The sequence below is a fragment of the Nocardia fodinahabitans genome (assembly GCF_052983615.1).
This window is the reverse complement of record NZ_JBRJJC010000001.1, coordinates 2,806,412-2,827,863: the sequence shown is the minus strand read 5'-3', so window position 1 is coordinate 2,827,863 and position 21,452 is coordinate 2,806,412. Positions and strand designations below refer to the sequence as shown.

The window sequence follows — 21,452 nt, the reverse complement described above, 5'->3', positions numbered from 1 at the left end:
TCTTATGTCACAACTGGCCCGGGGTATACCTTGGAGACAAGGCGATTGCTCGCCGACCCATCGAGGGATCGAGGACATCATGCTTGGACTCGGGATAATCAGTTGGATCATCATCGGCGGCCTCGCCGGTTGGATTGCGAGCAAGTTCATGAAGACCGACGCGCAGCAGGGGATCCTGCTCAACATCGTCGTCGGAATCGTCGGGGGTCTGCTCGGCGGATTCGTCCTCAGCCTGTTCGGCGTCGACGTCGAGGGCGCGGGCTGGATCTTCAGTTTCTTCACCTGTCTGGCGGGCGCCGTCGTCCTGCTGTACTTGGTGAAGCTGTTCACAGGGCGTAAAGCGGCACACTGACCACGGGTGGATGCGACAGGGTTCCCGTAAGGTGTGAACGCTTGCGTTGTCGTCACACCACGAAAGAGGGAGCCCGTGGCACGCCGCCCCACTCCGCCCGGCACGCCCGAAACCACCGGCATCGGCCATGTCGTCGACCTGGTGCGGGCCGCTGTACCGCCGCTTCACCCCGCCGGCCTGCCGTTCGTCGCGGCGCCGCTCGCGGTCGCGGTCGTCGGCGGACGGAACAAATGGGTGCGCCGGGCCGGTCTCGCCGCCGCCGCCGCCTGCGCCGCCTTCTTCCGGCACCCGCACCGGGTGCCGCCGAACCGGGCAGGCGTCGTCGTCGCGCCCGCCGACGGTGAGGTCGCCCTGGTCGACACCGCGGTGCCGCCCGCCGAACTCGGTCTCGGCGATCAGCCGCTGCCGCGCGTCAGCATCTTCCTGTCGGTCCTCGATGTGCACGTGCAGCGCGTCCCGGTGTCCGGGACCGTGCGTGAGGTGCTGCATCAGCCGGGCAAGTTCCTCTCGGCCGATCTGCCCGAGGCCAGCGACGCCAACGAGCGCAACAGCATGGTGATCGACACCGCCGACGGCAAGCAGGTCGTCGTCGTGCAGATCGCCGGTCTGCTGGCGCGGCGCATCGTCTGCGACGCGCTCGCCGGCGATGTCCTCACCATCGGTGACACCTACGGTCTGATCCGGTTCGGCTCTCGCGTCGACACGTACTTCCCGGTGGGCACCGAATTGCTGGTTGCCCCCGGCCAGCGCACGATCGGGGCCGAAACAGTCCTGGCTGTGCTGGGATGATCGAACAGGCCGCCCGCCGGAAGCGGCCGCGCTCGGTGCGGTTGCTGCCGAGCGTCGTCACCATCCTCGCGCTGTGCGCCGGTCTGTCCGCGGTGAAGTTCGGGCTCGACGGCGAGCTGGACGTGGCGCTGGCCATGGTCGGCGCCGCCGCCGTGCTCGACACCCTCGACGGCCGCCTGGCCCGGATGCTCGACGCGACCAGCAAGATGGGCGCCGAACTGGACTCGCTCTCGGACGCGATCTCCTTCGGTGTCGCGCCCGCGCTGGTCCTCTACGTCACCCTGCTCGACGGCTACAGCGCGGGCTGGATCGTCGCCCTGCTGTACGCGGTGAGCCTGGTGCTGCGCCTGGCCCGCTTCAACACCCTGCTCGACGACGACTCCCGCCCGAACTGGGCGCGCGAGTACTTCGTCGGCGTGCCCGCGCCGGCGGGCGCGTTGATCGCGCTGGTCCCGATCGCGCTCGAGGTGCAGTTCGGTGACGGCTGGTGGAACGGCTTCGCCTTCGTCGCCGCGTGGACGATCTTCGCCGCGCTGCTGTGCGTGAGCACCATCCCGACGCTGGCGATGAAGTCGGTCTCGGTCGCTCCCCAGGCGGCCGCGGGCCTGCTGGTGCTGGTGGCGCTGGCCGCCGCGCTCCTGGTGACCTACCCGATCGTGCTGCTGCTCATCCTGGTCGGCCTCTACCTGGCACACATCCCGTTCGCCTGGCGCTCGGCGCGCTGGGTCGCGGCGCGCCCGGAGACCTGGCAGCACAAGCCGGCCGAGCGGCGGGCCCAGCGGCGGGCGCAGAGCCGGATCCCGCAGATCCGTCGCCCGGCGATCCGTGGTTCGGCCCGGCTGCGGTTGCGTCGTCCACGGGACTGAGTTTCGGCTGTATTTTTGGCGGCTGGTGCCGCGGGGTTTCGGCCTCGTGACCTCGCCGCCGAGGGGCGATACTGCGCCTGCGGCGTTCCGTCTCGCCCCTCGGCGGCGAGGCGGCCGAAACCGTGATGGGAGGGGAGTGGGCGTGGTGGGGGATGATGGTCTGGAGCAGTTCCTCGGGTATCGGGCGCGGTTGTTCGCGCTCGCGTATCGGATGTTCGGTGCCGCCGGTGAGGCCGAGGACGTGGTGCAGGAGGTGTATCTGCGCTGGGCCGCTGCCGACCGCGCCGAGATCGTCAATTCCGAAGCCTGGCTGACCACCGTCACGGTCAACCTCTGCCGCACCGCGCTGGTCTCCGCGCGTGCCCGCCGCGAGACCTACGTGGGCCCCTGGTTGCCCGAGCCGGTGCCGACCGGGGGCGGCGCCCTCGGCCCGCTGGAGACGGTCGAGGTTCGCGAGTCGATCTCGCTGGCCCTGCTCACCGCGATGGAACGGCTCAGCCCGATCGAGCGCGCGGTCTTCGTACTGCGCGAGGCGTTCGGGTACCCGCACGCCGAGATCGCCGCGATGCTCGACCTCACCGAGGCCAACTCCCAGCAGATCCTGCATCGCGCGAGCGAGCGGGTGCGCACCGGCAGGCAGCGCTTCGTCGTGCCCGCCGCGCATGCCCGCACGCTGATCGACCGGTTCCTGCTCGCCGCGTCGACCGGCGACGTCACCGCCCTGCGCGCGCTGCTCGCCGACGACGTGGTCTCCACGGCCGACGGCGGCGGCAAGATCACCGCGGCCCGTCGCCCGGTGCACGGCGGCGATCTGGTGGCGCGCTACCTCGTCGGCCTGAACAAGTTCCTCACCCCGGTGAGTTCGTTCTCGGTCGACGAGATCAACGGCGAACTCGCGCTGGTGGTGCGGGCGGACGGGGTCGTCGCGAGTTCGGTCATGTTCTTCGAGCTCGACGCCGACGACCGGGTCGACGCGATCCGCATCGTCGTCAACCCCGACAAGCTGGGCTTTCTGGTCGCCGGCGAGGCGTGACCCGGATCACCGCGCCGAGCTGTCAGGGAATCGGGGGCTGTCGGGTCTGGAGGGTGTCGGCATTGTCGAGAGGAGCCACACCATGACCGGTCAGCAGCGAATCGTCGTCCTCGGCGCGGGATACGCGGGACTCAGCGCGGCGCGCCGCTTGGCGAGCAAGGCGCGCGGCAGCACGATCACGGTGGTCGATGCGCGCGCGGAGTTCGTCGAACGGGTGCGCCTGCACCAGGCCGCCGCGGGCCGGCCGATCGGGCGCTGGGACCTGCGGGAGTTGCTCGAGCGCAAGGGCGTCGAATTCGTCCGGGCACAGGTCACCGGGCTGGACCCGAACGCGAAGCAGGTGTATCTCGACGGCGAGCCGACGATCGGCTACGACACCCTCGTCTACGCCCTCGGCAGCGCCGCGGACCGCACGAGTGTGCCGGGCGTCGCCGAATACGCGCACTCCGTCGCCACCCCCGAGGACGTGCGGACCCTGGCGGCCGGTCCGGTCGTCGTGGTCGGCGCGGGCTCGACCGGCATCGAACTCGCGGCGGAACTGGCGGAGTCGCACCAGGATTCGCCGGTCACGCTGCTGGGTTCGGAGGAGCCGGGCAGCTGGCTGTCCGCCCGCGCCGTCGCGCACATCCGCACCGCCCTGACCGCGCTCGGAGTCGAGATCCGTTCCGGCGTCAAGGTCGCCGCGGTGCTGCCCGACGGTGTCCGCCTGGTCGACGGCACCGTGCTGCCGGCGGCGGCCGTGGTCTGGACCGCCGGTTTCACCGTCCCCGACCTGGCCCGCCGCGCCGGGCTCGCCGTCGACGAACAGGGCCGCATCCGCACCGACGACACCCTGCGCTCGATCTCCCACCCCGACATCTACGCCGCGGGCGACGCCGCGCGGATCGACGGCCCCGGCGACCGCCCCCTCCGAATGGCCTGCGCGACAGCCCTCCCCACCGGCTCCTACGTCGCCAGGGCCATCGTGTCCCGGGCCAACGGCACCGAACCGAAGCCGATGACCTTCCGCTACCAACTGCAGTGCATCAGCCTGGGCCGCCGCGACGCCGTCATCCAGTTCCTCGACGCCGACGACAGCCCGGCCACCCGGGTCGTCCGTGGGCGAGCTGGTGCCTGGGTGAAAGAGCGGATTGTGCGCATCGCAGGCCGGGCCGCCGGACTGCGCTGAGCCGCCCGGGGGTGAGCCGGGAATTCGCCCCGCCCACAGTGGCCGAGTGCATTCTCGCCATAGCATCGGCCGGGGCAGTGTGGGTCCGCTACAACGCTGTGAGGTGATCCGCACCTTCGCTTCCCGGATGGCCGCCCGGGCCTCCGGGTACGACACGGTTCCTCCTGAGTGCGCCGGCGAGCATCCCCGCCCAGGGCGCGCAAGCGATCACGCCGAGCACGATCACCCACGGCACCCGCCACCACCAGCGCAGATTCCCTTCGCCCGCAGCTGGTTCCGTGGTGAGCAGCCGAGCTGTCGACGACCACACCACGAACGCGTCGCCGATCGGCACCGCGCCGAACGCGTACCGCTTGGAGCCGGGCAGATCCATCGGCAGCCCGAGCAATTCACCTTCGGAACCGATCGCGGCGGCCAGCTCGCGATCACCGTTCACCCGGGCGGCCCCGAGTCCGACCACCGTGGCGGAGAGGCTGATCCCGGCGACCAGCGGCCCCGAATCGACATCGCCCGCCTTGTCCACCCCGCGCGGGTACTCGCGGAGCGCGGGCCCGAAACCGCCGGGGTAGGAAAGGAACTGGTCGCGGAACAATCGGTATTGGCTCCGGGCGAAGTCCGCGTCCAGTTCCGGCAGGAAACGCAGGATCACCGTCTGCGAGGTCGCCCGCGCACCGTCGAGCTGGGTGCCGTCCGGTGCGACCTCGTGCGGCAGCAGGCCGGTGGCCGGATCTAGGTGCGCCCGTGCCGAGGCGAGCCAGCGGGTGGTCACCGCGCCGAATCGCTCGCCGAACAGCCTGTCGTGCAACCGCAGCGAGGCGATCGCCACGGTGGAGTCCACCGGCCAGGCCTGCCCGTGATAGGCCTGCAGGAACGGTGTCTCCGACGCGGCGAACGCCTGCGCGATCTCCTCGCTGCGCGCGGCGAATCGCCGCACCTCGGCGGGATCACCGGCATCGAGCGACAGGATCGCCCCGCGTAACCAGTTGGTCCACCCCGCCCAGAACACCCCATATGCGGGCCGCAGTGCCGGGCTGAACACCGCCCGCCCGTCGGCGGACTCCAATCGCTCCAGCGCCCAGCGGGATTCGCGCAGCGCCGCCTCGCGCAGGTCCGGGTCGGTGCGCGCCGCCTGCACCCAGGACAGGCCGTAGAGCGCGTTCAGGAAGAAGTGCCCCTCCGGAAACTGGCTCTGCGCAGCGAAATCCGCACCGCCGTCGAGGGCGTCCCGAACGAACGCGAGCTGCCGCTCGGTCGATCCTGGGTGGGCGTCGATGCCCGGCTGCGGCCAGAGGAACCGGCCGAGGCCGACCACGCAGGCCAATGTCACGACAATCCCCGCGATGCGCAGCGCCCACCGGGCCGTGCGCCGAAATCTCCCCATGGGGACACTCTGCCATCGAAGGATCGTCAACCAATGGTTGACGATCGAGGGTCGTCAACTTAAAGTTGACGCATGAGCACTCCGAACATTCGCCTCGACGATCTGATCGACGGCATCAAGAAGGCCCGTCCCGACAACGTTCTCGACCAGCTCTCCGACGCCGTGGTGGCCGCGGGCCATCTCGGCGAGGTGGCCGACCACCTCATCGGCCACTTCGTCGACCAGGCTCGCCGCTCCGGCGCCTCCTGGACCGATATCGGCGTGAGCATGGGCGTCAGCAAGCAGGCCGCCCAGAAGCGCTTCGTCCCCAAGCAGCCCGGCGACGCCGCGGCCATGGACCCGCAGGCCGGGTTCGCCAAGTTCACCGACCGGGCGCGGCAGGTCGTGGTGGGTTCCCAGGAGTCGGCCAGGGCCGCGAGCAACAATCAGATCACCCTCGGTCACCTCATCCTCGGGCTGATCGACCAGTCCGAGGGCTTGGCGGCCAAGGAGATCGTCGCCCGTGGGGTCGGCCTGGAGGCGGTCCGGGCCGCGGCCGTCGCCTCGCTGCCGCCCGCCACCGACGACATCCCCGCGCTCATCCCGTTCGACGGCGACTCAAAAAAGGCTCTGGAGCTGACGTTTCGCGAAGCGCTGCGCCTCGGCCACAACTACATCGGCACCGAGCACATCCTGCTCGCGCTGCTCGAGCAGGAGAACGGCACGGGCGTGCTCAGCGGCCTGGGCCTGGACAAGGCTGTGGTAGAAGCCGAACTCGTCGAGCTGCTCGACCAGTTCCTGGCCGCGTCGCAGCACGTGGACTGAACCGCCGGACGCGCCCGGCGCGGTCCTCGTCGGGCGCGACCTTGCACTCTCACTACCCGAGTGCTAAAAATGGCTTTGGCACTCGCGTCTGTTGAGTGCCAGGTCGGGACGGTGAGATCGGGTTCCATCGACACCCTCGGTCGTCCGTCGCGGGCACCGCACCTGGCCAGCGTACTTTGGGGCGATCCAACCTGTGGTCGTCTCGTGTGTCAGCCATAGACATGTGGAGGATCTCAACGCAATGGCCAAGACAATTGCGTACGACGAAGAGGCCCGTCGCGGTCTCGAGCGGGGTCTGAACGCCCTCGCCGACGCTGTCAAGGTGACGCTGGGCCCGAAGGGTCGCAACGTCGTGCTCGAGAAGAAGTGGGGCGCCCCCACGATCACCAACGATGGTGTGTCCATCGCCAAGGAGATCGACCTCGAGGACCCGTACGAGAAGATCGGCGCCGAGCTGGTCAAGGAAGTCGCCAAGAAGACCGACGACGTCGCGGGCGACGGCACCACCACCGCCACCGTGCTCGCCCAGGCGCTCGTGCGTGAGGGCCTGCGCAACGTCGCGGCCGGCGCCAACCCGCTGGGCCTGAAGCGCGGCATCGAGAAGGCCGTCGAGGCCGTCACCGCCAAGCTGCTCGACACCGCCAAGGAGGTCGAGACCAAGGAGCAGATCGCTGCCACCGCCGGTATCTCGGCCGGCGACGCGTCCATCGGTGAGCTCATCGCCGAGGCCATGGACAAGGTCGGCAAGGAAGGCGTCATCACCGTCGAGGAGAGCAACACCTTCGGTCTCCAGCTGGAGCTCACCGAGGGCATGCGCTTCGACAAGGGCTACATCTCCGGTTACTTCGTGACCGACCCCGAGCGTCAGGAAGCGGTCCTCGAGGATCCGTACATCCTGCTGGTCTCGTCCAAGATCTCGACGGTCAAGGACCTGCTGCCGCTGCTGGAGAAGGTCATCCAGGCCGGCAAGCCGCTGCTGATCATCGCCGAGGACGTCGAGGGCGAGGCCCTGTCGACCCTGGTCGTGAACAAGATCCGTGGCACCTTCAAGTCTGTCGCCGTCAAGGCGCCCGGCTTCGGTGACCGTCGCAAGGCCCAGCTGGCCGACATTGCCATCCTCACCGGTGGCGAGGTCATCAGCGAAGAGGTCGGCCTCTCCCTGGAGACCGCCGGTATCGAGCTGCTCGGCACCGCGCGCAAGGTCGTCATCACCAAGGACGAGACCACCATCGTCGAGGGCGCGGGCGACGCGGAGGCCATCAAGGGCCGCGTGGCGCAGATCCGCACCGAGATCGAGAACTCGGACTCGGACTACGACCGTGAGAAGCTGCAGGAGCGCCTGGCCAAGCTGGCCGGCGGCGTCGCGGTGATCAAGGCCGGTGCCGCCACCGAGGTCGAGCTCAAGGAGCGCAAGCACCGCATCGAAGATGCCGTGCGCAACGCCAAGGCTGCCGTCGAAGAGGGCATCGTCGCCGGTGGTGGCGTGGCCCTGCTGCAGGCCGCCCCCGCGCTGGACGGCTTCAGCGGCCTGTCGGCCGACGAGGCCACCGGTGTCAACATCGTGCGTGTCGCGCTGTCGGCCCCGCTGAAGCAGATCGCCTTCAACGCCGGCCTCGAGCCCGGCGTCGTCGCCGAGAAGGTCTCCAACCTCCCCGAGGGCGAAGGCCTGAACGCCGACTCCGGCGTCTACGAGAACCTGCTGGCCGCCGGCGTTGCCGACCCGGTCAAGGTCACCCGTTCGGCCCTGCAGAACGCGGCCTCCATCGCGGCCCTGTTCCTCACCACCGAGGCCGTCGTCGCCGACAAGCCGGAGAAGGCCGCCCCCGCGGGCGACCCGACCGGTGGCATGGGCGGCATGGACTTCTGATCCCTCCGGATCAATAGTTCCCGCAAGTCACGAAGGCCGGTCCACTCCCGAGTGGGCCGGCCTTCGGTGCTGTTGCCGACCCGCTTGACCCGTAAGCCCTGTCGATTCACACTGGGTGTATGACATCTGTAAGACAAGCTGCCGAAGTGGCGGCGACCCGCAAACGGATGGCCGAGAAGAAGAAGGGGGCCACCCGCCGGGAAACGGCGAGTTCGCTCGGCCCCAGCCGTCTGGCGCAGGTCCGACTTCGAAATGACGAGGTCATCGCCTTGCAGGAGGTTATGCGGACACTGCACATCGGCTCGACCTCGGATGCGCTGCGGGAAGGTCTGCGGCTTCTTGCGCGGGAGGCCGCGGAGGTCGGCGCGGCCGAAGAAATTCGCGCCTTCTACACGGGCGGGCCTGCCCCGCTACCCGTGGGCGTCGTGGAGCCGGATGCGGAGGAGTTGGCCGCGGTAGACGAGATGCAGTGGTAGCCGCCGCGGGAACCGCGCTCAGGGGCGAGGTCTGGTCCTGCGCGCTGCCTTCGCCGGTAGGCCCCCACCCTGTTGTCGTCTTGACTGTCAACCGGATCGCCGAACCGCTGGCTGCCGTGACAGTCGTCCTGATCACCGGAACTTCCGGCCCCGGGGTTACCCACGTTCCGGTCGGCTCGGATTCCGGATTGACCAAATATGAAGAGTCATACGTGAATTGCGCAGACTTGCACACGGTGGCGAAGCCGCGACTGCGGCGCAAACTCGGGGTACTCGCGCCGGCGGAACTACGTCGAGTGGAGAGTTCGGTCCGCCTGATTCTCGGGCTGCAACCCTGATCCGATCCGTTCGGCCGCCGCTCGACCGCACCGAGTCGGCCGGCGAGCAGTCGGCAGTGCAAAGACCGATCCGCGTAGGTGGGTGCTGTGTGCGGGCGCGGCAAACCTAGCCCACCGGCGTCAGCCGCAACCGCTCCGCCAGCTCGTTGAAGATGTAGAAGTTCGGGATGGTGCTCACGGGGGTGAGGGAGATCCACATGCCGGCGAGTTTGATCCGGATGTGACCGCTGCGGGCGTCGATGAGCTGGATGTTCTCCCAGGGGAAGGACTCGCCGTTGAAGGTGAGGGCGTCGAGGGAGAGGGCCAGGTCGCCGAAGGCCACGGTGTCGCCGTTGTCGATGGCGGTGACGGCGCCGGGGAGCTGGGTCGCGGTGACGGCGGATTGGATGGCGCGGGCCCAATCGCGGGCGCGGGCGAAGCCTTCCTCGTCGATGATGGCCTCGACGCTGCCGGGGCCGGTGAGCTCGAGGTAGTAGGAGACCGGCGTGGTGTCGTGGAACGGGATCATCTGCTGGCGGACTTCGGTGCTGTCCCAGCGGAACCCGGCGACACGCTGGCCGGAGCGGTAGACGGTGACGCCGTGGTCGAACAGGTCGATGCGGGCGGCGCGGTTCTGCCGGTTGAGGATTCCGCGGCGGAACGCCAGCAGCACCGGGACCGCGGCGATCGAGAGCAGCGCGACGCCACCCTGCCAGGCGCCGACGGCGGTGCAGATGACGCCGATGGTGGCGATGCTCCCCGCGACGATGCCGCAGCCGCGCACGAACGTGTCGTCGGCCGGGGTCGCGAGGAAGGTGTCACGGTGCGCGCCGAGGTGCTGATACTCCGCCATCAGGTGTATCAGCTGGGTCAACGGCACGGTATGCCGGGCTTCGGCTACGTCCTCCGCCCTGTTCGGAGTGATCACTCGTCCCTCCATGAGGCGCTTTCATCCGCGGCGAAGCGTATTCGACGAGGCCGATTACCGCCACTGGTGCACCGACAATGATCGCCCCGGATCCGAAATCGGCTGCTACGACTGGTGAGTGCGCTGTCAATGCGGCTGTTCAGCGCTCCGGATCGAGTAGCCGGAGCAACACGGCGTCGACCAGTTCGTCGGTGGCAGGCAGCGTCCGCGGCGCGATCCTGGCCAGCTGATTGAACCCGTGATAGATGCTGACGGCGACCGCCGCGCGGGTGTGCGCCTGCGGATCGGGCACCCCGAGCAGCCGAAATTGCGTGGCGACGTAGGCGATCCGGCGCTCGGCGACCCGGCTCATCGCGGCGGCGACGGCGGGCTGATCCACCGACGCGAGCAGCGCGAGGTCTTCCCTGCCCTGCGCGGCGTAGTCGATGACGTGGGTGAACAGCTGCTGCAATCGTTCGGCCGGGCCGGGCAGCTGGTCGAGCTCGTCGATGACGTCCTGGGTGCCGCGCCGCTCCCAGCGCGCGAGCACGGCGTCGACCAGTGCGGCCCGGTCCTTGAAATGCCAGTAGAAGCTGCCCTTGGTCGCGCCGAGCCGTTTCGCCAGCGGTTCGACGGCGACTGCGGCCAGTCCGCCCTCGCCGAGGGCGTCGAGCGCGGCTTGGGCCCAGTCGTCGGCGGTGAGCCTGCGTCCCGCCGACTTGGCGTTCTCCTCTTGCGGCATCCACATACGCTACCGTATGGTCATTCCATACGGGACAGTATGGAGGTGTGACCGTGCCGATCGTCTCCGCGGCGCCCATCGCCGGTTGGTGCCGCGCATGATGGCCCGCGCCGAGCTGCGGATGCGCGATGCCGGGTGAGCTGCCGCCGGGTCGGCGACCCGCACCCCACGAACCGTTCGGCCTGCCCCAATTCGGCGGTGTCCGAGCGCGTTCCGGGCCAGGCCATCGGGTATCGGTCGGCGGCACGGCCGGGTCGATCGGGAGGAGCGGGGCCGGGTGCTGCCGGGACGGTTCTGGCGCGCGGTGTGGCCGGGACAGGTCGAGCGCGTGCGCGCGCTGTTCCGTGCCGAGCTGGACGAGACGCCGCGCTGATCGAACAGGGTGGGGATCGAACCGATCGGTCTCGATAGGCTGGACGAGTGCTGTTTCTGGACGAAGGCCCACGCACCGGCCCAGCGATCGTGTTCTTGCACGGCATCCCCGGCTCGGTCGACTGGTTCGCGGCGGTCGCCGAGCGGCTGTCGAGCCGGTACCGGGTGATCCGGGTGGACGTGCGCGATCAGGGCGCGGACTCCGGTGATTTCACCGCCGCCGTCCGATCCGTGCCGATCGTCGAACTCCTCGACGGGCTCGACCTCTCGCGCGTGACCGTGGTCGGGCATTCGTTCGGCGCCGAGATCGCGCTGGAACTCGCCGCGGTCTCACCCCGGGTGGCCCGGGTGGTGGTGGTCGGGCAGGCGCCGGACTATCGCGTAGCCGCGATTCCGTCGGTCGCGACCTGGGTGGTCCGCCCGTGGACGGTCCGGCTGGCGCAACGCTGGACCCCGGCCGTGGTGGTCCGGCTGGCGAACCGCACCGCGTTCGCGCCGCGCTTCCGCTACGACTCCGCGCCCGGTCTGGCCGCCGCGGTGGTGCGCGACTTCCGCAGGGCCGTCCCCGCCGGCCTGGCCTATGCCGCCGGTCCCCGCGGTGACGATCTCGCCGCGCGTCCGCTCGACGAGCGGGCCGCCGCGCTCGACCTGCCGGTCCTGGTGATCCACGGCCGCCACGACCACCTCTACGACAGCACCGCCACCCTGGACCGCTATGCCGCGGCGGGCGCGCGCACCCACCTCGTCGAACACGCCGGTCACTCCCCGCAGGTCGAGCAGCCGGACGAATTCGTCGCGGTACTCAGGGAATTCGTCGCCGAGACCTGACTCAGAACCCGTCGACCGCGGTCACCACGAACGTCCCCGGCGTCCCCGTATCGCCCATCGGCCCACCCTTGTCGAACTGTGACGACACGATCAGTGCCCGGTCGCCGGCGTGTGCCATCGTGGTGGGGATATTCAGTGCGGGATCGTGGAATTCGGCGTCCCGCGTCGCGACGGTACCGCGATCGGTGACGGTCCAGCGGCTGATGGTGTTCTCGGTGTTGTGGACGACCCACAGGGTGCTGTCCCGCAATTCCAGGCCGTCGCCGTGGCGCACATCGCCACCCGACAGCGCCACCGTGCGAATCGGCGTGCCGCCGGTCAGGTCGATCCGGTACAACTCGCCCGCCGACATCGCGACGACCAGCAGATACGTGCCCGTCGGATCGGCGACGATGCCGTTCAGCTCGAAGGTCTGCGGATCGCGCGGGCCGAGCACCGGGCCCAGGTCGTAGCCGACCGCCAATTCCCCACGGCCCTCGGCGACTCGGTCCGGGGTGACGCGGTAGACGACATTGCGCACGCTGTCGGTCAGATAGGCGCTGCCGTCGGCGCCGAAGTCGAGATCGTTGACGAATCGCGGTGCGCTGCCCGGCACTACGAACGACGCGAGCAGCGCGCGCGACCCGGTGTCGTACACGGCGACGCCCACGCCCGAGTCGATCACCCACAGTCTGCCGTTCCGGTCGACCCGCAGGCCGTTGGTGGTGTTGCGGCCGTCGGCGCCCGCGGGCAGGAACATCTCGGCTCGGGTCGCGCCCGCGACGGCCCGGTAGACGGCACCGTCGGCGAACGAGCCGACATAGCTGTCACCGGAGCGCGCGTCCACCGCGATGCCCTCGGGGTAGACGGCGGTGCCGGGCAGCTCGTAAGCGGTGCTCAGCCGGGGTGGGGTGGGTGCGGTGTCGGTGCCACACGAGGTGACGGACAGGCAGGCGACGGCCAGGGCGATCGTGGCGCTGGTCCTGATCATGATAAAGCCTCTCAGTGATGTAATGCCAGACATCAAGCGATAGGCAGGAATGTAGATTAGAGGTCTAATGATCGTCAAGGTTATTACGTGATGATGGGCGGATAGCATGCACCCATGACGTCCATGCCCGCCGCCGAGAGGCTCGGCACGTATATCAAGCGCGCCGAGCAGGCCCTGATCGCGGCGAAGACCGCCGCGCTGAAGCCGGCCGGGCTGACCGTTCCGCAGTACAGCGCGCTACTGCACCTGGCCGAGAACCCCGGTATCTCCGCCGCGGCGCTGGCCCGGCTGTCAGGGGTGACACCGCCGACGATGAACACCGTCCTGACGAACCTGCAAGACCGGGGCCTGGTCGAGCGGACGCCGCATGAATGGCACAAGAACGTGCTGGAGACCCGGTTGACCGACGCGGGCCGGGAGGTGACCGCGGCCGCCGACGTCCGCGCCATCGCGGTGGAACGCGACCTCGCCGCCCGCTTCACCGCCGAGGAACTGGCCACGGTGACGGCGCTGCTCACGCGCACAGCGGAGGCGCTCGACGAGATCCGCGCCGACCTCTGACCCCGCCCGCAACGACGAGAGCCCGCCGGATCATCCGGCGGGCTCTCGTGGTGTGTGCGGGTCAGCGCTCTGCGGCGGCCTTGACCCTGCTCAGTGTCTCCTGCATGCCCGCGACCAGGTCGGCCTCGAACTTCTGCTCGCCACCCATCGCCACCTTGATGGCCCCGCGCAGCCACCCGGGCAGGCCCTTGGCGTCGACGGTGCGGGTCTCCACCACCCGGGTTCCGGTGGTGGTCGGCTCGAGGTCGTAGCGCCACACCGTGCGGTTCTCGTTCATCCGGAACGCGAAGGACTTGTTCGGCTCGAAGGTCACGATGCGCGAGGTGGTCGGGTAGATCTTCCAGCCGACCTTGTTGACATTGACAGTGAACGCGCCGTCGCGGACGCCACCGAAGGGGATCATCTTGAGCGTCGTCGGGCTGAGCTCGGAGACGCGGCGCAGGTCGGCCAGGATCGACCACACTTTCTCCGGCGCTGCGGCGATGTCGATGCTGGCTTCGAGATTGTTCGGCAACGGTGCCTCCGGGATGGGTGTGACGGACTGTCACGCTCAGCATAGGCACCGTCGACCTGGAGCTCCTCCGCCCCTGGTCGGATTTCTTGCAGCCTGGTGATGGCCGCGGTGGTGTCCGCGTCCCCACCTGCTTCGACGCACGCGGTGATCGCGGCCGGGTAGTCGTCGAGGAAACTCGCCGCCGCCCACAGTGTGAACGGCACCGTGTCCTGCGCGCTCACCTGCGCGCCGTTGCCCAGCTCGTACGCGGCCTCGGCGACCGTGCGTCCGAGCAGTTTCCTGGCGCGCCACACTCCGCTCGTTGTCCGCCCCGGCACCAGATACGGCTCCACCGCATCGAGGAGTTCCTCTGGTGCGTAATCCTTTCCACGACTGAATGCCGCCCAGCTCGCGGCCACCGCGACAGCCTCGCCCCCACGATCGCCTCCGGGTGCCGATGCGTCACCTCGGCCGCCGATGCCGCCTCCACCGCGGCCCGATCGAGGTCGCCGGCGAAGTGCGCCCCGAGCGGGCCCACTCGCATCGCCGCGCCGTTCCCCCACGACCCACACCCGTCGAACAATGCCCCGGCGGCCTCCGCCCACGGCCTACCGTCCCGAATCTGATGCAGCACAACAACCGTCCCGCCGCTGTACCCCCGATACGGTTCACACCGATCGGCGAAGGTCGCCGCCAGCGCGTCCCGATCGATCCGGCCCCGCTCCCGGATCTCGGTGAACACCGAACACGCCATCTCGGTGTCATCGGTCCACTCCCACGGCCCCGCGGGCGGCCGCCCACTTGCCAGTTCCGCCACCGACCGACCGGGCACGAAGAACTGTGCCCCCAACGCATCCCCCACCGACAGCCCATCCAGGCTGTCCCGGGCAGTATCGATTTCCCTCACCATGTGCCGGCCATCCTGCCACCGGGTAGTGGTCATTGCAACCATAACGATGGGTGCTCACCCGGCGGCAGCGGGCGGACACGGGCATCGACATACCCAAGCGGCAGTACAACCGCCGCTTCCGGGCGGACGCCGGTTCGAGCCCGGTCGGCGAGACTTCGCCGCTATTCGGAGTCGGGGTCTTCGTCGGCGTAGGTGAAGTCCTCGATGGTCCAGGGGTCGGTGGGCTGGTCACGCCAGGCGAGAGTGCCGGCGGGCAGGGTGGCCAGTTCGATGATCGAGGAGTCGGCGTCGGTGACGTGCTGGATGTGCAGGAGGGTGGCGGTGTCGGCGCCGAGGGGGTCGCCGGAGCCGTCGCCGATGATCCACTCGCCGTCGGGATCGCGGACGACGACCAGGGCGGGGCGTTCGCCGGTGGCGACGGTGTTGTAGACGAAGGCCGTGAGGTCGGCGGGGAAGGTCAGGCCGTAGGGCGGCGGGGGCGGGTCGCTCGGGTTGTGGTCGGCGAGTGCCGGTGTGGCGGTGCGCCATTGGTCGGTGACGGCGCCGATGTCGTAGAACCACAGGCCGTCGGCGTGGCCTTGGGCGAGTGTGGCCTTGGTTTCCTCGAGGTCGCTGCCGGCGGGCACGTTCAGGGCGACCAAGCCGGTGCCGCTGCCCTCACCTTCGACACCGAGCGGTTCGAAGGCGTCGAGCACGGCTTGACGGACCTCGGCTCGCAGACAGCCCTCGGCCGGGATGACCCGGATCGTGCAGTTCCCGGACGGTTCGAGCACCTCCCCGGCCCACAGCACGCCCTCGTCGTCCGCCTCGACCGCGATCACATCGCCCAGAGCGACGGCACCGGCGTGAAAAGGGATGTTGTCCAGCCGAACCCGCTTGTCGTCGAGCCGTACCGCCCACATCCGCTCCGTGGTGAACGCGTGCCAGCCCGAGGGGTCGTCCGGCAGCCGGAACACCACCCGCACGTAGTCGGTGTCGTCGTCCTCGTTCGCGGTCATGCGGGAGAGCATGCCAGGGCGAGGCTCCTATTTCCGGAGGAGGTCGGCGCGCTGGCCAGCCCGGCCGGCGAAGCCCGCTGGCGCCGCGCACGCGCGTCGAGACGAAAGCTGCTGCCACACTATCGAAGCCGATCACGCCGGCCGAACGTGAACGCGCCGCGACGGTTACTCCGGTTCAACGGATGCCGGTACTGCGCGTCGGTACACTCTCGTTTCACATCCCGGTGTCCAAGCGCGTCGACGGCGTCGTTCTCGTTGGCGAACCGGCTCAGGTCGAGCTGGGTGAGCCGGAAGTTCCTGGGGCTTGTGCCAAGTGACAAAAAATTCTAGGAAATTCCTCTAAAACACTCCCTGTTCAGATTTGCCTCGGTATCGTCCGAGACGGCAAATGGCCAGTGACAACGTAGTCACAAAGCATCAACTTGGAGTGACACATGCTTTACAACATCACCGATGACGGCTCCGACGGCAACATCCTGACCCTGCTGCTCGGCCTGCTCACCAGCTCGCTCAGCACCGGTTCTGCGCAGGCCTCGGGCAACTGAGCGGACTGTAGCCAACTTTCGGCTAACGCGCGGTAAGCCGGAAGGGCAGCCGAAGGGCCCGATCCATGACGAGGGGATCGGGCCCTTCGGTATTGTCAGCGACAATGTCACAGGATGCGAATACGGGACGAATGTATGCCGGGCAACCCGTAGAGGACCGGCAACGCCAGCGGCGTGCGCGTTTTCTGGAGTCAGGCCTGACGGTCTTCGCGCGCGACGGGTACGCCAACAGTTCGGTCGGTGCCATCTGTAAGGACGCGGGACTCTCGTCCCGTCAGTTCTACGAGGAGTTCACCGGCCGCGAGTCGCTGCTGTTGGAACTGTACGAGCAGATCGATCGGCAATCGCGTGAAGCGGTCGCCACTGCTCTCGAAGCGAAGACCGACGCGACGGTGCTCGAGCAGATCGATGCCGCCGTGCGCGCCTACGTCGAGGCGATCGGCGCCGATCCACGCAAAGCGCGGGTGGCGCTGGTGGAAGTGGTCGGCGCCGGCCCCAAGGTGGAGAAGTTCCGGCTGGAGCTGCGGCGCGTGTGGGGCTCGCTGCTGGCCAGCGCCGCCGAGGACGCCGCCATGCACGGTGAGATCCCGTCCGGTGACTACGAACTGCGCGTGCTGGCGATCATCGGCGCGGTCAACTACGTCGTCGACGGCTGGAGCGGCGCCGAGCCGCGGCCGCCGCTCGACGACGTGATCCAAGTGCTGAGCCGGGTGATCCTCGGTGCGGTAGGGGCCTGATGCCCCGGGTCGAGGTCGTCCCGATCCAGGTGCCCGACGGCACCACGCTGCCCGTGCGGCTCATCCCCGCCCGCTGCCCGCACCGGCATCCGGTGACCCCGGACGCGCCGCGGCCGGTCGTCGTCATCGTGCCCGGCCTCGCCGTGCCCGGCGAGTTCTACGAGTACTTCGGCGACCGGCTGGCCCAGCGCGGTTTCGATGTGGCCATCGGCGAGCTGCGCGGCAACGGTGACAGCACGCACCGCCCGGATGCCGACAGCGCCTACGGCTACCACGAACTGGCCGCCATCGACTTCCCGGCGATGCTGCAGGCCGTGCGCGACCGGTTCCCTGGCAGCACGCCGTACCTGCTCGGGCACAGCATGGGCGGGCAGCTCGCCGTTCTCTACGCGGCCAGGGCGCGCGGGCGGATCGCCGGGCTGATCCTGGTCGCCTCCGGCACACCGTATTTCCGCGGCTATCGCGGCGTGCTCGGCCCTGGCGTGCTGGTCGGCACGGCCGCGGTGGCGGTCGCCTCGAATCTGGCCGGGTTCTGGCCGGGCGACATGCTCGGCCGCCGCGCCTTCGGCAGGCAGTCCAAGGTGCTCATGTCGGATTGGGCGCGGCTGGCCCGTACCGGGCGCTTCGTTCCTGTCGGCGCCGATATCGACTACGAGGAACGGATCTCGCGGCTGAAGTTCCCGGTCCTGTCGATCACCGTGGCCGGCGACGACCTGGCTCCGCAGACCTCCGCCGACCATCTGCTGAGCAAACTGCCCGCGGCGCCGGTGACCCGGTGGTTCCAGCCGGAGGCCCTCGGGCACAACGGCTGGATCACCAATCCGGATTCCACGGTCGACGTCGTCGAGAAGTGGCTGCGCGACCGCTAGGCCCTACGCCGAGCGGCGGCCCTCCATCAGCATCTGCGTGAAGAACTCGTAGACCAGCGCGGACAGGTAGGCCGACTGCTTGTTGTCGGCCGCGCCGCCGTGCCCACCCTCGATGTTCTCGTAGTACCAGACGGTGCGGTCCTGGGATTCCAGCAGCGCCGCCATCTTTCGCGCGTGCCCGGGATGCACGCGGTCGTCGCGGGTGGAGGTGGCGAGCAGGATCGGCGGGTACTGCCTGCCGGTGTCGGTGTTCTGATACGGCGAGTACTCGCTGATGTAGGCCCATTCCTCGGGCTTGTCCGGGTCGCCGTACTCGGCCACCCAGGACGCGCCCGCCAGCAGCAGGTGGTAGCGCCGCATGTCCAGCAGCGGCACCTGGCACACGATCGCGCCGAACAGTTCCGGGTAGCGGGTGAGCATGACGCCCATCAGCAGGCCGCCGTTGCTGCCGCCGATGGCGCCCAGGCGATCCGGGGTGGTGATGCCGCGGGTCACCAGGTCGCGGGCGACGGCCGCGAAATCCTCGAAGGCCCGGTGCCGGTGCTCCTTCAGCGCCGCGGTGTGCCATTCGGGGCCGTACTCGCCGCCGCCGCGGATATTGGTCACCACATAGGTGCCGCCACGCTCCAGCCAGGCCATGCCCGCCGAGCCCAGATACTGCGGTGTCTTGGAGATCTCGAAGCCGCCGTAGCCGTTCATGATGGTCGGGCTCGGCGTGCCGCGACGGTCACGGTGACGAATCACGAAGTAGGGCACGGCCGTTCCGTCGTCGGAGGTCGCGAAGAACTGCTCGGTCTCGATGCCGGTGGCGTCGAAGTAGGCGGGGGCCTGCTTGAGCCGGGTCGCCGCCGCGCCGACGGATCCGCTCAGCAGCGTGGTCGGGGTGGTGAATCCGGTGGTGGTGAGCATGAATTCGTCACCGCCCTCGAGCGGGTCGAGGTTGTTCACCGAGGTCGACGACATGGCGGGGGAGTCGGCGAGTTCGGTTGCCGTCCAGCCGTCGGGGCCGGGCGTCAGCACCCGGAAGCCGGTCTGCACGTCCTGGAGGGTGGTCAGGATCAGGTGGTTCTCGGTCCAGCCCCAGCCGTCCAGCGAGGTGTGCGGGTCGGGGGTGAACAGCGCTTCGAATTCCCTTCCGCCGGAGAGGAATCCGGGCAGATCGGTGACGAGCAGGCTGCCCGGCTCGAAGGTTGCGCCGCCGACCTCCCAGGCGGTCTTCAGGCGGACCAGCAGCCAGTCGCGGTACCAGCTCACGTCGGCGTCGGTCGGGGTCTCCAGCAGGCGCCAGGTGCCGTCGGCGTCGAGCAGGGAGACTTCCTCGTTGAAGAAGTCCGTCGCCCGGCCCGCCCAGTGCCGTTCGTAGCCGGGGTGGCGGTCGTAGCCCGCGCTGATCGAGACATCGCTCGGCTTGCCCTCGAAGACGGTCTCGGCCTCGGTCAGGGCCGTGCCCCGGCGCCAGCGCTTGGCGATGCGGGGGTAGCCCGAATCGGTGAGCGAGCCGGGACCGAAATCGGTGCCGACGTAGACGGTGTCGATGTCGATCCAGCGCAGCTGCGACTTCGCCTCGGGCAGGAAGAACCCGCCATCCTCCGGTGCGATGAATTCCCTTGTCGTCAGATCGAATTCACGCTGTACCTTCGCGTCGGCGCCGCCCCGCGAGAGCTGGATGAAGGCGCGCTCCTGCGACGGGCGCAGCACGGTGGCGCCTGCCCAGACCCAGTTCTCGCCGTCGGCCTCGGCGAGCGCGTCGACGTCGATCAGCACATCCCACTCGGGGTTCTCGGTCGCGTAGGACGCGAAGGTGGTCCGCCGCCACAGTCCGCGCTGGTGCTCGGCGTCGCGCCAGAAGTTGTACAGCCACGGACCGCGCCGGCCGGGGTAGGCGATCTTGGTGTCGTCGTCGAGCATGGCGAGCACGCGCTGCTCGAGCGCGGCGAAGCGCTCGGTGTCCGCGAACCGCTGCCGCACCACCTCGTTGCGGGCCCGCGCCCAGTCCAGCGCGGCCTCGTCGGTCACCTGCTCGAGCCAGAGATAGGGATCCGTCACGTCCTGCTCAACGCCGCTCATCCCCCCATTGTTGCCGATGTGGCCGATCGCATCCTCGCCCGCTCACGGCCGGGGGTTTGCTGAATCCGCACATGGGTGTGCAGATGGCCGGGAGTTCGACCGAAATGCGCGCTAGCAGAAATTCCCGGCGAGTTGCCGGATCGTTGCGTGTTCAATCATTCCGGGTGCTGCTCCTATGGTCTCCTGGTCAGGTGACCTCGCTACAGACAGCGGTACGCACCGGGTCTCCGACCCTCAACCTCGCCCTGTCCACCTGGGTTTCGGCCATCAATTTCTGGGCGTGGAATCTCATCGGCCCCCTCTCGCCGAACTACGCCGACAAGATGGCGCTCAGTTCCATGGCGGCCTCGATTATGGTGGCCATGCCGATCCTGGTCGGCTCACTGGGGCGGATCGTGTCCGGCGCGCTCACCGACCGGATCGGTGGCCGGACGATGTTCATCGGGGTCTCGACGTCCTCGATCGTCCCCGTTGTGCTGGTCGGGATCGCGGGCAGCATCGAGTCGTATCCGATGATGCTGGCCTCGGCGTTCCTGCTGGGCATCCCCGGCACGATCTTCGCTGTCGGCATCCCGTTCGCGAACTCCTGGTACGTGCCCGCCCGGCGGGGCTTCGCGACCGGTGTCTTCGGCGCGGGCATGGTCGGTACCGCGGTGTCGGCGTTCTTCACGCCGCGCCTCGTCCGCTGGTTCGGGCTGTTGCCCACGCACCTGATCGTGGCGGCCGCCCTCGCGGTGACCGCCGTGCTGTGCGTCGTATTCATGCGGAACTCGCCGGAATTCACCCCGAACACCAATCCGGTGCTGCCGAAACTGCGCGCCGCGATGAAACTCGGGGTCACCTGGGAGATGTCTTTCCTCTACGCCGTGGTGTTCGGCGGGTTCGTCGCCTTCAGTTCGTACCTCCCGACCTACATCAAGAACGTCTACGGTTTCTCCGCTGTCGACGCGGGCACCCGCACCGCGGCCTTCGCGCTCGCCGCGGTGATCGCCCGGCCCGTCGGCGGCGCGCTCTCGGACCGGATCGCGCCCAAGTACATCGTGGTCACCTCACTGGCGGGTACCGCGGTGATGGCGGTGGTCGCCTCGTTCAAGCCGCCCGCCGATGTCGCCTCGGCCTGCACGTTCATCGCGATGGCGCTGTTCCTCGGGATCGGCACCGGTGGGGTGTTCGCCTGGGTGGCGCGGCGCGCGCCCGCCGCCGATGTCGGCAGTGTGACCGGAATCGTTTCCGCCGCAGGCGGTCTCGGCGGCTACTTCCCGCCGCTGATCATGGGCGTCACCTACGACGAGCAGGGCCACGACTACACGGTGGGTCTGCTGTTGCTCGCCGCGGCCGCGCTCGCCGCCCTGCTCTACACGTCGCTGAAACTGCACGCCCACGAATAGTTCGCCCGCACG

21 protein-coding genes and 1 pseudogene are annotated in these 21,452 nt (G+C 69.1%); 14 read left to right on the top strand and 8 right to left on the bottom strand.

Annotation, left to right across the window (positions count from 1 at the left end):
• Positions 1-79: 79 nt before the first annotated feature.
• The 5 genes from NV348_RS13210 to NV348_RS13190 all read left to right on the top strand — a co-directional run bounded on the left by NV348_RS13210 (position 80) and on the right by NV348_RS13190 (position 4,208).
• Positions 80-352, top strand: a complete 273-nt coding sequence (locus tag NV348_RS13210; RefSeq protein ID WP_447147196.1) for a GlsB/YeaQ/YmgE family stress response membrane protein — start codon at positions 80-82, stop codon at positions 350-352.
• Positions 353-427: 75 nt separating this feature from the next.
• Positions 428-1,141 carry a phosphatidylserine decarboxylase gene (locus NV348_RS13205; protein ID WP_447147195.1) on the top strand — a complete coding sequence of 238 codons (714 nt, stop codon included), beginning with the start codon at positions 428-430 and terminating at the stop codon, positions 1,139-1,141.
• Positions 1,138-2,007: a CDP-alcohol phosphatidyltransferase family protein gene (locus NV348_RS13200; protein WP_447147194.1), complete on the top strand. Its 870-nt coding sequence runs from the start codon at positions 1,138-1,140 to the stop codon at positions 2,005-2,007. Before NV348_RS13205 ends, NV348_RS13200 begins: the two co-directional genes overlap by 4 nt.
• 145 nt (positions 2,008-2,152) lie before the next feature.
• Positions 2,153-3,040, top strand: a complete 888-nt coding sequence (locus NV348_RS13195) for an RNA polymerase sigma-70 factor (protein ID WP_447151021.1) — start codon at positions 2,153-2,155, stop codon at positions 3,038-3,040.
• A gap of 82 nt (positions 3,041-3,122) precedes the next feature.
• On the top strand, positions 3,123-4,208 hold the full coding sequence (locus NV348_RS13190) for an NAD(P)/FAD-dependent oxidoreductase (protein WP_447147193.1): 1,086 nt from the start codon (positions 3,123-3,125) through the stop codon (positions 4,206-4,208).
• A gap of 88 nt (positions 4,209-4,296) precedes the next feature.
• Here NV348_RS13190 and NV348_RS13185 read toward each other — a convergent pair whose 3' ends face one another.
• Positions 4,297-5,589, bottom strand: coding sequence for a hypothetical protein (locus tag NV348_RS13185; RefSeq protein ID WP_447147192.1), 1,293 nt, complete (start codon positions 5,587-5,589; stop codon positions 4,297-4,299).
• A gap of 72 nt (positions 5,590-5,661) precedes the next feature.
• Between NV348_RS13185 and NV348_RS13180 the strand changes: the two genes are divergently transcribed.
• The 4 genes from NV348_RS13180 to NV348_RS13165 all read left to right on the top strand — a co-directional run bounded on the left by NV348_RS13180 (position 5,662) and on the right by NV348_RS13165 (position 9,074).
• Entirely contained in the window at positions 5,662-6,393 is a 732-nt protein-coding gene (locus tag NV348_RS13180) for a Clp protease N-terminal domain-containing protein (RefSeq protein WP_447147191.1), read from the top strand.
• A 241-nt stretch (positions 6,394-6,634) separates the two neighbouring features.
• Positions 6,635-8,260, top strand: coding sequence for a chaperonin GroEL (gene groL, locus NV348_RS13175; RefSeq protein ID WP_447147190.1), 1,626 nt, complete (start codon positions 6,635-6,637; stop codon positions 8,258-8,260).
• A gap of 167 nt (positions 8,261-8,427) precedes the next feature.
• Entirely contained in the window at positions 8,428-8,736 is a 309-nt protein-coding gene (locus NV348_RS13170) for a hypothetical protein (protein ID WP_447147189.1), read from the top strand.
• Positions 8,730-9,074 carry a type II toxin-antitoxin system PemK/MazF family toxin gene (locus NV348_RS13165; RefSeq protein ID WP_447147188.1) on the top strand — a complete coding sequence of 115 codons (345 nt, stop codon included), beginning with the start codon at positions 8,730-8,732 and terminating at the stop codon, positions 9,072-9,074. The genes NV348_RS13170 and NV348_RS13165 overlap by 7 nt, the downstream gene beginning before the upstream one ends.
• Before the next feature lie 106 nt (positions 9,075-9,180).
• On the opposite strand, the gene NV348_RS13160 is transcribed toward NV348_RS13165, so the two are convergent.
• On the bottom strand, positions 9,181-9,981 hold the full coding sequence (locus NV348_RS13160; protein WP_447147187.1) for a DUF6585 family protein: 801 nt from the start codon (positions 9,979-9,981) through the stop codon (positions 9,181-9,183).
• Between the two features lie 139 nt (positions 9,982-10,120).
• Positions 10,121-10,702 (bottom strand): TetR/AcrR family transcriptional regulator, encoded by a 582-nt coding sequence (locus NV348_RS13155; protein ID WP_447147186.1) that lies wholly within the window; start codon positions 10,700-10,702, stop codon positions 10,121-10,123.
• A gap of 420 nt (positions 10,703-11,122) precedes the next feature.
• On the opposite strand from NV348_RS13155, the gene NV348_RS13150 reads away from it, so the two are divergent.
• Positions 11,123-11,902 carry an alpha/beta fold hydrolase gene (locus tag NV348_RS13150; protein WP_447147185.1) on the top strand — a complete coding sequence of 260 codons (780 nt, stop codon included), beginning with the start codon at positions 11,123-11,125 and terminating at the stop codon, positions 11,900-11,902.
• Between the two features lies 1 nt (position 11,903).
• On the opposite strand, the gene NV348_RS13145 is transcribed toward NV348_RS13150, so the two are convergent.
• Complete coding sequence (locus NV348_RS13145) at positions 11,904-12,872, bottom strand: SMP-30/gluconolactonase/LRE family protein (protein WP_447147184.1); 969 nt, start codon at positions 12,870-12,872, stop codon at positions 11,904-11,906.
• 114 nt (positions 12,873-12,986) lie between these two features.
• On the opposite strand from NV348_RS13145, the gene NV348_RS13140 reads away from it, so the two are divergent.
• Positions 12,987-13,433 carry a MarR family winged helix-turn-helix transcriptional regulator gene (locus NV348_RS13140; RefSeq protein WP_447147183.1) on the top strand — a complete coding sequence of 149 codons (447 nt, stop codon included), beginning with the start codon at positions 12,987-12,989 and terminating at the stop codon, positions 13,431-13,433.
• A gap of 61 nt (positions 13,434-13,494) precedes the next feature.
• On the opposite strand, the gene NV348_RS13135 is transcribed toward NV348_RS13140, so the two are convergent.
• The 3 genes and pseudogenes from NV348_RS13135 to NV348_RS13125 all read right to left on the bottom strand — a co-directional run bounded on the left by NV348_RS13135 (position 13,495) and on the right by NV348_RS13125 (position 15,834).
• Complete coding sequence (locus NV348_RS13135; protein WP_447147182.1) at positions 13,495-13,947, bottom strand: SRPBCC family protein; 453 nt, start codon at positions 13,945-13,947, stop codon at positions 13,495-13,497.
• Positions 13,833-14,836: pseudogene (locus tag NV348_RS13130) on the bottom strand (ADP-ribosylglycohydrolase family protein). The gene NV348_RS13135 and the pseudogene NV348_RS13130 overlap by 115 nt, the downstream one beginning before the upstream one ends.
• Before the next feature lie 161 nt (positions 14,837-14,997).
• Entirely contained in the window at positions 14,998-15,834 is an 837-nt protein-coding gene (locus tag NV348_RS13125) for a DUF4265 domain-containing protein (protein WP_447147181.1), read from the bottom strand.
• Positions 15,835-16,483: 649 nt separating this feature from the next.
• On the opposite strand from NV348_RS13125, the gene NV348_RS13120 reads away from it, so the two are divergent.
• Positions 16,484-17,116: a TetR/AcrR family transcriptional regulator gene (locus NV348_RS13120; protein ID WP_447147180.1), complete on the top strand. Its 633-nt coding sequence runs from the start codon at positions 16,484-16,486 to the stop codon at positions 17,114-17,116.
• Positions 17,116-17,985 (top strand): alpha/beta hydrolase family protein, encoded by an 870-nt coding sequence (locus NV348_RS13115; protein ID WP_447147179.1) that lies wholly within the window; start codon positions 17,116-17,118, stop codon positions 17,983-17,985. Before NV348_RS13120 ends, NV348_RS13115 begins: the two co-directional genes overlap by 1 nt.
• Before the next feature lie 3 nt (positions 17,986-17,988).
• Here the strand turns inward: NV348_RS13115 and NV348_RS13110 are convergent, their stop codons facing one another.
• Positions 17,989-20,052 carry a prolyl oligopeptidase family serine peptidase gene (locus NV348_RS13110; protein WP_447147178.1) on the bottom strand — a complete coding sequence of 688 codons (2,064 nt, stop codon included), beginning with the start codon at positions 20,050-20,052 and terminating at the stop codon, positions 17,989-17,991.
• 191 nt (positions 20,053-20,243) lie between these two features.
• Here NV348_RS13110 and NV348_RS13105 point away from each other — a divergent pair, with 191 nt between their 5' ends.
• On the top strand, positions 20,244-21,440 hold the full coding sequence (locus NV348_RS13105; RefSeq protein WP_447147177.1) for a nitrate/nitrite transporter: 1,197 nt from the start codon (positions 20,244-20,246) through the stop codon (positions 21,438-21,440).
• Positions 21,441-21,452: the final 12 nt, after the last annotated feature.

What these genes read in the sequence shown, in the direction of transcription:
- NV348_RS13210 (WP_447147196.1), top strand. Translation starts at nt 80, where the DNA reads ATGCTTGGACTCGGGATAATCAGTTGGATCATCATCGGCGGCCTCGCC.
- NV348_RS13200 (WP_447147194.1), top strand. Translation starts at nt 1,138, where the DNA reads ATGATCGAACAGGCCGCCCGCCGGAAGCGGCCGCGCTCGGTGCGGTTG.
- NV348_RS13190 (WP_447147193.1), top strand. Translation starts at nt 3,123, where the DNA reads ATGACCGGTCAGCAGCGAATCGTCGTCCTCGGCGCGGGATACGCGGGA.
- NV348_RS13185 (WP_447147192.1), bottom strand. Translation starts at nt 5,589, where the DNA reads ATGGGGAGATTTCGGCGCACGGCCCGGTGGGCGCTGCGCATCGCGGGG.
- NV348_RS13180 (WP_447147191.1), top strand. Translation starts at nt 5,662, where the DNA reads ATGAGCACTCCGAACATTCGCCTCGACGATCTGATCGACGGCATCAAG.
- groL (WP_447147190.1), top strand. Translation starts at nt 6,635, where the DNA reads ATGGCCAAGACAATTGCGTACGACGAAGAGGCCCGTCGCGGTCTCGAG.
- NV348_RS13170 (WP_447147189.1), top strand. Translation starts at nt 8,428, where the DNA reads ATGGCCGAGAAGAAGAAGGGGGCCACCCGCCGGGAAACGGCGAGTTCG.
- NV348_RS13155 (WP_447147186.1), bottom strand. Translation starts at nt 10,702, where the DNA reads ATGCCGCAAGAGGAGAACGCCAAGTCGGCGGGACGCAGGCTCACCGCC.
- NV348_RS13145 (WP_447147184.1), bottom strand. Translation starts at nt 12,872, where the DNA reads ATGATCAGGACCAGCGCCACGATCGCCCTGGCCGTCGCCTGCCTGTCC.
- NV348_RS13140 (WP_447147183.1), top strand. Translation starts at nt 12,987, where the DNA reads ATGACGTCCATGCCCGCCGCCGAGAGGCTCGGCACGTATATCAAGCGC.
- NV348_RS13125 (WP_447147181.1), bottom strand. Translation starts at nt 15,834, where the DNA reads ATGACCGCGAACGAGGACGACGACACCGACTACGTGCGGGTGGTGTTC.
- NV348_RS13120 (WP_447147180.1), top strand. Translation starts at nt 16,484, where the DNA reads ATGTCACAGGATGCGAATACGGGACGAATGTATGCCGGGCAACCCGTA.
- NV348_RS13115 (WP_447147179.1), top strand. Translation starts at nt 17,116, where the DNA reads ATGCCCCGGGTCGAGGTCGTCCCGATCCAGGTGCCCGACGGCACCACG.
- NV348_RS13110 (WP_447147178.1), bottom strand. Translation starts at nt 20,052, where the DNA reads ATGAGCGGCGTTGAGCAGGACGTGACGGATCCCTATCTCTGGCTCGAG.